The sequence below is a fragment of the Paenibacillus radicis (ex Xue et al. 2023) genome, from assembly GCF_024722015.1.
In the GTDB taxonomy this organism is placed as follows: Bacteria; Bacillota; Bacilli; order Paenibacillales; family NBRC-103111; genus Paenibacillus_S.
This window is the reverse complement of record NZ_JANQBD010000018.1, coordinates 192,463-201,733: the sequence shown is the minus strand read 5'-3', so window position 1 is coordinate 201,733 and position 9,271 is coordinate 192,463. Positions and strand designations below refer to the sequence as shown.

The window sequence follows — 9,271 nt, the reverse complement described above, 5'->3', positions numbered from 1 at the left end:
TCCTTCATCAATTGATTAAGTTTTCCGATTTCTTGTGTATTCATTTTTAATGCCACCTTTGGGTTGGTTTTACTATTTATTTACCCATTTGATGGCAAAGTGAGGATTGTAAGTGCGTTTTATATAGTAACGGACAACAAAGCCTACACCCTGGTTATTGCTACAGTAAGATTCATAATATCAGAAAATACTTAACGTATAGCGTTACTAAGCCTGATAATAGCTGGAGGCTAGCCGCTAAGGTGCCGATAGTCGATTCGCCCCAACTCCCTAAAGGACTATATCTCTTTTTCATGCAAATATTCAAAAAATTCCATTTTGCACTTGAAACTTACGTAACGTAATGAATTATGATTTGAATACCGGTAAAAACCTCGCGCGCAAAAAAGGGGATGATCACGAAACTGGAGTGGAAAGTTGGAGAACTTAAGAACCTTTGACAATTCTAAATTATACCAAAATATTGAACGCCATAAGGATGAATCATGAGAAATATTTCGCCGAACGGAAAGCGATCCGGGATTTACACCTCGACCGGCTTGGTGATTATCTTAAAGAGCATCCAGATGAGCCGACCTAAGGAGGACTAGATAAACTATGAACGAACGATCCGTAAAACACTCTACCTTTGTTATCGAGCGTAATTATAACGCATCACCCGAACGAGTATTTACCGCTTGGTCAGATGCGTCGACCAAAGCCCAATGGTACCCTAAAGCCGACGAGTTCGACTTCCAAATTGGCGGACGGGAGATTAGCCGCGGAGGCCCGCCGGGAGGATCGGTCTACACTTTCGGCGCCTGTTACCAAGAGATCGTGCAGAACAATCGCATAGTTTATACCTACATCATGGACCTGGGAGAAACACGGATATCAGTCTCCGTGACGACTGTGGAAATCAGGCCGGCGGACAGCGGTACACAGCTTATTTACACTGAACAAGGCGCCTTCCTTGATGGTCATGATGCGCCGGAACAGCGCGAGCACGGGACGAAATATATGTTGGACAAGCTGGGCGATTTTTTGAAGAACGAATGACGAACGCTATGAACGGGACTGAGATGCAAGCCGGCATGCGTGAATGGGTAGGGCTCGCGGTTCTTGCCCTGCCCGCCCTTCTTGTCTCAATCGATCTCTCCGTAATGATTCTCGCACTGCCGCACATTGGCGCCGACCTCGGGGCCGACAGCGCCCAGCAGTTGTGGATCATCGACATCTACGGCTTCATGCTCGCCGGGTTCTTGATTACCATGGGGACGCTGGGAGATCGGATCGGCCGCCGCAAGCTGCTGTTGATCGGCGGGTCCGTATTCGTAATAGCCTCGATAATGGCAGCATTCTCCCGAAGCGCTGAAATGCTCATTGTGGCCCGCGCACTACTCGGCATAGCCGGGGCGACTGTATCGCCTTCTACTCTAGCCTTAATAAGCAACATGTTCCGTTCCCATAAGCAGCGCTCCCTCGCCATCGGCATATGGTTAACGTGCTCCATGGGCGGCATGGCCCTTGGGCCGGTGGTTGGAGGTATCATGTTGGGTCACTTCTGGTGGGGTTCGGTGTTCCTTCTGGGCGTGCCGGTTATGTTGCTTTTACTTATAACCGGACCCCTGTTGCTGCCCGAATACCGGCATCCCGAATCCGGCCTGCTTGATTTGGCCAGTGTCGCGTTGTCGCTGGGCTCCCTCCTGCCGGTCATATACGGCCTCAAGGAAATCGCCAAGTACGGACTGCAGATGATGCCTGCGCTGTTAATACTTGCGGGGATCGTCCTAGGCACGGTGTTCGTATCGCGGCAGCGCAGGCTGACAAGTCCCCTGCTGGACCTGCGCCTGTTCGCGAGTCCCGGATTCAGCGCTGCACTGGGGGGCATGTTCGGTATTACACTGACAGGTGCGACCATGCTCTTCATCGCGCAGTACCTTCAATTCGTGCAAGGACTGTCGCCGCTTCAGGCAGGTTTGTATATGCTCCCCGGGGTAATTGCCTCGATGGCCGGTATGCTTCTCTCGCCGCTTATCGCACGCCGGATTCGACCGGCCCTTCTAATCGGAACGGGTCTATTGGTATCGACCGCGGGCTGTTTTCTGCTGACCCAGGTGGGGGTTGAGTCAGGTCTCACATTTCTGGTGCTCGGGTACATCTGCTTCAATATAGGTGCAGCACCGCTCCCGAGCCTGTCCAGCGACCTTGTCATCGGCTCAGCCCCGCCGGAGAAGGCAGGATCGGCGGCCTCCATGCTGCAAACCAGCGGCGAATTCGCCTTCGCGCTGGGCATCGCAGTCTTCGGCAGCATCGGTACGGTCGTTTACCGCAACCAGGTGGCGAACTCTATTCCCGCCGACTTGCCGGCATCCGCAGTACAAGCTTCCCGCGACAGCTTAGCCGGTGCCACGGCTATAGCGAAAGGCCTCTCCGAACAAGTCGGCAAGGCACTGCTCACCGGCGCACGTGAAGCCTTCACCGGCGGGATGCACGCCGTTGCGGCAGCCAGCGGCGCTATCATGCTCGCTATCATCGTCCTTGTCGTTATGTGGCTTCGGCACATACGACCAATCGGAGAGACTACACCTAACCAAGCCGACAGTATTCCAGAAGCAATACCCAGCGCTGCTAATGAATCGTGATAGCTGCACTGCTTAGTAATGCTGAAGTAAGAAACCAACCAGTTCAAGGACATTTATTTGGTTGGGGGAGGGATTCGAATCGCCGGAAGGGGTTAAGCCGGTCACATATGCGGCAGGACCGGGCTTATTAGCCCCTTCTTCAACTTTATCCAAATCGATGCGACGCGATTTGGTTTTTGTGATCAAATGAACAACGGGTATTGTCCTTGTCCATAACCAATCCATTCATTAAATGATTAGACTGTAAACATACCAACGCCGGTACTGCCACTTTATAAAAACCTCTCCGGTGGGGAGGTTTTTATAATTATATCCATACGTTTGCACCTGGTGGCAGTTACGCTGGTATAACCCTCCATAAGTGAATACTTGTAGCCTCACCATCTACTCGTATAAAGAAAAGGCTGTATATCGGATCCTCAAAACAGTCCTTACACTTATTGGTTTTTAAATATACTCCATTCTCATTAACACTTGTCCCTTTAAATTCAGATAAATCATACGCTGCAAGTTCAAATAAATTGCCGAGAGCGGCCAGCCCACCTTGCGTAACTTTGTCTATTAATACAACCACACGGAATCACCTCTAAAGTTAATGAAATATGGCTCAAACTCAAAATTAGTGCTTGACCCTCCTCCGATCACCACCATTTCTCACAAAATCCTGCAAACATGCAGTTATTTTCCTACAGGAATGGCTGTAGAGAGAACAAACCTGCAAAAGTACATCCATTTTCATGGAAAACGCTCCAGTTCAGCTAAGAATGAAAAAATAAATGCACATTTGCATGAATTCAAAAAACTTCGGATATATCGGCCCAAAGGCTGTATAAATGCAGGTTTCTGGGAGAAGGCAATGGCTTCGAATCGAATAAATTCGAATAAAGCCGTGCTCGCTGTCATTACCGTTCTTAAGTTTTTGTCTTGGGCTGCCTCCCTTATTTTGTAAATCAACGTTTTATCTTAGCCTATCATTCTACAATAATCCGGGTTCACCTGTTGTCATTACAAAGATAATGACAGTCATACATCAGCGTCATGCCGTGTTATTACAAGTAGTGTAGAGCTCACCCTTCATCAAAACGGACGTGAGTCCTCGTCCAGCTTCCGATGGTCTTCTTTCCTCAGCGATCGAATTTCTTCAACGAATCGTTCTTCCCTATGCTTGTCACCCAATCTAGCAAATTACCATTTTATCTTGTATTTATATGTATAATTTCATATAATCAAATAGTTGTTTTTTGTCATTTCCTGCCGAAATTTACCTGATTGAGTAGGTTCACTGAGCATATGACGCGTTAAAAGTGAATTCGATTTCGCGGCAAGAATTATTGCCTGAAATAAATATGACCTGGATGGTGTGTAATGGTTTATCAGAGAAGTGTTGGGTTGGCAATTGTTCTATCATTAATTACACTCGGTATCTACGGTATTTACTGGTTTATTGTTATGACCAATGATGTCGGTAAACTGAGTGGTGACTCCACGTTTACGGGGGTTAAGCATTTTCTGCTGACATTGGTCACTTGCGGTATTTGGGGCTATGTCTGGTCCTATCAGGTTGGTAAGCAAGTCGGTGAAGCACAGCGACAACGCGGCCAAATGGTATCTGATAATTCGGTTCTTTACCTTGTACTTACATTCTTCGGCTTGGGAATCGTAACGTATGCTTTGGTTCAATCTGATGTCAATAAACTGGCATAAGTTTGGGCTTAATCCAAAGAGGAACCCTAAACTTGTCTGGGGTTCCTCCCTTGGTATTGGAGGGTTGTTGTACCTAAAAATATGGATACCGGTGACAGGAATCGAGATTCCTTGTGTATTTCACGAGTTGACTGGGTTTTATTGTCCGGGATGTGGAATGACGAGGGCTGTTCTTTCTTTGCTGAAATTGGATTTTTATCAGGCTTTTAGATATAACCCTTTGTTGTTTTTAATTCTTCCTATGTATATAACTTACACAATAGCAAATAAGAAACAAATGCCGCGGATTAGTAATGTGATTATGTCTGTAATGTTGATAGTGACCCTTGCATCAGGACTATTGAGGAATATTCCGGCTTTCGTTTGGCTGGCTCCAACAGCAATTCGTTAAAAAACGTAATGACCGAATTTGCCGCTATGGCATATTCGGTCATTGTTTTGTTTATTCAATAGGTTAATATCCATGTTAATATCCATCCAAGCGTTTTAATCCTTCCATTATTCAGGTAACTTCACACCTAAAGCGGAAAGCACACCACCGTCAATTTTATATTCAGCTCCAGTAATAAAGCTTGCTCGTTCACTGCACAAAAACGCGATCAGCTCTCCTACTTCTTCTATGGTGCCACTTTAAGCTTTCCGCAGCCTCCAGCATACTTAACAGCTCATATCAATACAATCACATCACTGCCTCAGAGTCTTGACCCCTATCGTCCATCTCTTTCCGGGGACATTCGCCATTCTCCTGAACCCACATCCACATGGCAGCAAAAATAGGCTGCAGACGCTGCCCGCGTTCGGTAAGCTCGTATTCGACATGCAAAGGCACCCCAGGGTACAGAGTACGTGTCACGATTTCTTGTTCCTCCAACATGCGCAGCCGATCGGTCAAAGTTTTCGGGCTGATCGGCTGCAGCGAACGCCGCAATTCCCCGAAACGCTTGGTGCCGTTAAACAATTCATGCGCTACTATTGTGAATAAGGAAGGAAAATAATTGAAGCAAAGAAAGGAGGGGGAGACAGAAATGAAAAGACAATTTGAAGTAGATTCGATGGAATATCCATTCAAGGACCACTGGCTGCCCTATCGTGACGGACACATTCATTACATTGACGAAGGACAAGGACCGACGGTTCTGCTCCTTCATGGGAATCCCACATGGTCATATCTGTATCGAAATGTCATTAAGGAACTTCAAAACGAATATCGTCTTATCGCATTGGATTATCCTGGAATGGGCATGTCAAAGGCGCCATCGCAGTATGGATTTACGCCACAAGAACATTCAGATGCAGTCATGGAATTTATCCGTCGCATGGATCTCAAAAATTTTGTTCTAGTCGTCCAGGATTGGGGAGGACCAATCGGATTAAATTACGCGGTTCGGCACCGGGAAAATCTGCGCGGCATCGTCGTGATGAATACCTGGGCCTGGCCAGCGACTCTTCCAGCAATGAAGATTTTTTCTATGGCCATGGGGGGATGGCCCCTTGGATACTGGCTTCAGACACGACGGAACTTCTTCGCCAAAAACATTGTCCCCCACGGAATTTTCCAAACTGAGAAAGTCACGGAAAAGTTGAGAAAAGCCTATACAGACCCTTTCCCAACTCCAATATCAAGGAAACCGACTTGGATTTTCCCAAGGCAGATTCGGAAAGCACGAAAGTGGCTTGCGGAAATTGAATCGAAACTGCCCGTGCTGTCTGATTTACCCGCGCACATTCTGTGGGGCACGAAAGATAGCGCCGGCTTTCCGCCTTCAGAGATGGAAAGACTGCTAATGGTAACTATGCACAATCCAGTCCCGAAAATCCGCCAAAAAAGGAAGCATTAGATAATTTTATGGAGCATGCAAAGACAGTCGGTAACTTCATCGTCGGGCGTCGAACGTTTGAGGGCATGCGGGGAAGCGGCGGTGGAGGTCCTTTTGCCGATGTTGACATCGTCGTGGTTTCTAAGAGCGTCAAAAATATCCCCGGCATAAAGATTGTAGAATCACCACAAGAAGCTCTGAATTACCTGCACGAAAAAGGACATCAAACAGCCCTTATTGCGGGCGGTGCTGATCTGCACAATGCATTTATAGGTCAAGGAGTTGTCGACGAGTTGATATTCAATGTTGCACCTGTGCTCGAGGGTAAAGGGCTCAACCTGTTGCTAAATACAGAACACTACCAATACAAAGATGTGGAGTTATTGGATTTCAAGTCCCTCGGCAGTGGAGTCGTTCAGTTGCACTACACGATAAGTCATTAATAAGTCATCCCGCAACAACCCGCCAATTAACGCAATTGGTGGGTTTATACTAGTAATTAAGGAACAACTGCAGTGTGGATGTGTATGTGACGATAGTATTTGAGGCGAGTTCTCCATAATTAGGAGACTCGCCTTTTTTCTTTGAATGGTAGACTAGAAGAAAGGATAGGTCTTTATACCAGGCTATTAGTGGAAAATTATAGAATTGGATAATCGGCTAGTCCCCCCTATGTTAGTTGAACATATTATGCAAATGACACTATAAGACATCTATAAGGGGAGGAAAAACAACCATGGAACCTTAACTCCTAAGCAGTTCGTGCAGTTCACTAGAGAGCTTGTAGAGATGATATCAAAGATCTTACTTTATCGAAAAGAGGTTGAAACTATAATGCTGCAAGATTACATGATTCCTATCACCATCCTGTCGTTCCTATGTACCATTACTTTTATTTTCTTGCATCCGAATGTCAATGAATCTATTCCAGCAACCGTTGGTGCCATACTAGTCCTCCTCAGCGGGAGTGTTACCTTATCTGATTTGGGTAATATAACTGAAACCATAGGCGGAGCAGCCGTAACCATTATGGCAACGATTGTTATGGCCATCGTTTTGGAAAGCTTTGGATTCTTTGCCTGGTCTGCTGAGAAGCTTCTGGAACGGGCAAGAGGATCCGGGATACGCCTTTTCTGGTACACAAACTTGTTTTGTTTTCTGATGACCCTTTTCGTTAACAACGACGGCAGTATATTAATTACAACACCAATCTTACTCATGCTGCTTCATAAATTGGGCCTTAAAAACCACCAAAAAATTCCTTATCTGCTTTCCGGAGCTTTAATTGCAACAGCTTCTAGCGCACCTATCGGCGTAAGTAATATTGTAAATTTGATTGCATTAAAAATTGTTCATATGGACCTCTATATGCACACGGCAATGATGTTTGTTCCTGCTTCACTGGGTCTTGTACTCCTTACATTCCTATTATTTATTAGTTTTTATCGTGTATTGCCTCGCAAACTACCAACAATTCATGCCGAATTCTTAAATCAAACACATCCGCTGAAAGAAGTTTCGTCTCCGATTTCAAAAGAGAATCAAACCAAATTCATGCGGAATATATTAATTTTTGTATTCAGCGTTCGTATAAGTCTATTTGTTGCCTCTTTCATTCATTTTCCTGTTCCATTGATGGCCGTTATCGGTTCTGCATTCCTGCTTGGATGGCGTTGGTATCATTTGAAAATTACACCAGCCGACATGATCAGAAAAACGCCTTGGTATATACTCATCTTTGCCTTCAGTATGTATGTGATTATTTATGGTTTGCATAATATAGGATTAACCCAGATGCTTGTTCACCTTATGAAGCCGCTCATTTCCGGCAGTTTACTTCATGCAAGTGTAATGATGGGAATTCTGCTTTCCATCTTATCCAATTTGTTTAACAATCATCCTGCATTGATGGTAGGAACGTTAACCTTGACGAGCATGGATCTTGATCCTCTTACCTTAAAAATTTCTTATCTGGCAAGTGTAATCGGCAGTGACATCGGCTCTCTTCTTTTACCAATTGGCACACTTGCGACCTTAATGTGGATGCATATTATCAAAAAAGGAAAAGTAAATCTAAGCTGGGCCCAATACTTGAAGGTGACGGCTACGGTCATCCCAATCACAGTTATTTTCACGTTAGTCATTTTAGCATTTTGGGTATCCTGGATATTTTAATTCGACAGATAAGATCATTTATTGGAGGTTATTTGTATGCGTGTGATTCAACAATTTGTGGGTCAACAAGTGATTGTGGATATTTCAGGAAATAATATTTGTAAAGGTACATTAATCGATTTAGGGTTGGATATTATGGTCATAGTCCATGAACAACAGTTCTATTATATCCCCCTAGTCAACGTTCAGAATGTAAAATTGAATTCGGAATCTAGTACGGAACCCGACAATAAATCGGAGGATACGCCAATCGATTATCAAGCGGATAGCCTCTCCTACAGGAAAATATTAAATGCTGCAAAAGGACATTTTGTAGAAATTTATGTAACTGGAAATAAAACGATCCATGGTTATTTAACGAGTATTATGAATGATTATTTCGTCTTCTATTCACCTGTCTATAAAGCCATGTTTATATCTATGAACCACTTAAAATGGTTAATTCCTTATCGCTCTAATCACACACCCTATTCGCTTGATAACCAGTCGCTTCCTTTGAGTCCCATCAATATTACTTTATCAAGAACCTTTGAAGAACAGTGTAAAAAGCTCGAAGGAAAACTGGTTGTTTTTGATCTTGGAGATAACACAAAAAAAATAGGCCTGCTCCAGAAAGCGGATAGTGATTTCATAGAACTTATAAATGCCAATGGAGATAAAATAGTTTGGAATCTGCAGCATTTAAAAACGGTATATACGACATGATTGTTGAAGTATCTTTCTTCGCAATAAAAAAACGACCTTCTATAGGAAGGTCGATCGAAAAAAGGTTGAACAATGCATTATGCACACCTCATAATATGAGAATATGGTCTTAAAAGTTTGGGTTTTTAACTAGACGTAAAAAGATGACTATGTCTCCTTTTTTACGTCTAGTTAGATATTGTTATTGCTACATATCACTCTCCCCCTAGAATGCTACCCCTTATCTGAGTCAAGCTGCCGTTCCAT

General features: G+C 44.5%; 11 protein-coding genes. 9 read left to right on the top strand and 2 right to left on the bottom strand.

What is annotated here, in order from left to right; translation table 11 throughout:
• Window positions 1-436 precede the first annotated feature (436 nt).
• The 5 genes from NV381_RS23900 to NV381_RS23880 all read left to right on the top strand — a co-directional run bounded on the left by NV381_RS23900 (window position 437) and on the right by NV381_RS23880 (window position 4,719).
• The gene (locus NV381_RS23900) at window positions 437-580 is read left to right on the top strand and encodes a hypothetical protein (RefSeq protein ID WP_258215801.1); all 144 of its coding nucleotides are present in this window, start codon (window positions 437-439) and stop codon (window positions 578-580) included.
• A gap of 17 nt (window positions 581-597) precedes the next feature.
• A complete protein-coding gene (locus NV381_RS23895) occupies window positions 598-1,038 on the top strand; it encodes an SRPBCC family protein (protein ID WP_258215800.1) in 441 nt (146 codons plus the stop codon).
• Window positions 1,035-2,624 carry an MFS transporter gene (locus tag NV381_RS23890; RefSeq protein WP_419182292.1) on the top strand — a complete coding sequence of 530 codons (1,590 nt, stop codon included), beginning with the start codon at window positions 1,035-1,037 and terminating at the stop codon, window positions 2,622-2,624. The genes NV381_RS23895 and NV381_RS23890 overlap by 4 nt, the downstream gene beginning before the upstream one ends.
• A 1,365-nt stretch (window positions 2,625-3,989) precedes the next feature.
• The gene (locus NV381_RS23885) at window positions 3,990-4,328 is read left to right on the top strand and encodes a DUF4234 domain-containing protein (RefSeq protein WP_258215798.1); all 339 of its coding nucleotides are present in this window, start codon (window positions 3,990-3,992) and stop codon (window positions 4,326-4,328) included.
• On the top strand, window positions 4,291-4,719 hold the full coding sequence (locus NV381_RS23880; RefSeq protein WP_308862195.1) for a DUF2752 domain-containing protein: 429 nt from the start codon (window positions 4,291-4,293) through the stop codon (window positions 4,717-4,719). The genes NV381_RS23885 and NV381_RS23880 overlap by 38 nt, the downstream gene beginning before the upstream one ends.
• 107 nt (window positions 4,720-4,826) lie before the next feature.
• Here the strand turns inward: NV381_RS23880 and NV381_RS23875 are convergent, their stop codons facing one another.
• Both NV381_RS23875 and NV381_RS23870 read right to left on the bottom strand, forming a co-directional pair.
• Window positions 4,827-4,949: an SDR family oxidoreductase gene (locus NV381_RS23875; protein ID WP_419182295.1), complete on the bottom strand. Its 123-nt coding sequence runs from the start codon at window positions 4,947-4,949 to the stop codon at window positions 4,827-4,829.
• A gap of 58 nt (window positions 4,950-5,007) precedes the next feature.
• Window positions 5,008-5,397 carry a winged helix-turn-helix transcriptional regulator gene (locus NV381_RS23870; protein WP_258215797.1) on the bottom strand — a complete coding sequence of 130 codons (390 nt, stop codon included), beginning with the start codon at window positions 5,395-5,397 and terminating at the stop codon, window positions 5,008-5,010.
• Between NV381_RS23870 and NV381_RS23865 the strand changes: the two genes are divergently transcribed.
• From NV381_RS23865 to NV381_RS23850, 4 genes are all read left to right on the top strand, one after another.
• Window positions 5,354-6,166 carry an alpha/beta fold hydrolase gene (locus NV381_RS23865; protein WP_258215796.1) on the top strand — a complete coding sequence of 271 codons (813 nt, stop codon included), beginning with the start codon at window positions 5,354-5,356 and terminating at the stop codon, window positions 6,164-6,166. The two genes, NV381_RS23870 and NV381_RS23865, sit on opposite strands and share 44 nt — an antisense overlap.
• An 8-nt stretch (window positions 6,167-6,174) precedes the next feature.
• Window positions 6,175-6,588 carry a dihydrofolate reductase family protein gene (locus tag NV381_RS23860; protein ID WP_258215795.1) on the top strand — a complete coding sequence of 138 codons (414 nt, stop codon included), beginning with the start codon at window positions 6,175-6,177 and terminating at the stop codon, window positions 6,586-6,588.
• 391 nt (window positions 6,589-6,979) lie between these two features.
• The gene (locus NV381_RS23855; RefSeq protein WP_258215794.1) at window positions 6,980-8,320 is read left to right on the top strand and encodes an arsenic transporter; all 1,341 of its coding nucleotides are present in this window, start codon (window positions 6,980-6,982) and stop codon (window positions 8,318-8,320) included.
• 36 nt (window positions 8,321-8,356) lie between these two features.
• Complete coding sequence (locus NV381_RS23850) at window positions 8,357-9,025, top strand: DUF2642 domain-containing protein (RefSeq protein ID WP_258215793.1); 669 nt, start codon at window positions 8,357-8,359, stop codon at window positions 9,023-9,025.
• Window positions 9,026-9,271 lie beyond the last annotated feature (246 nt).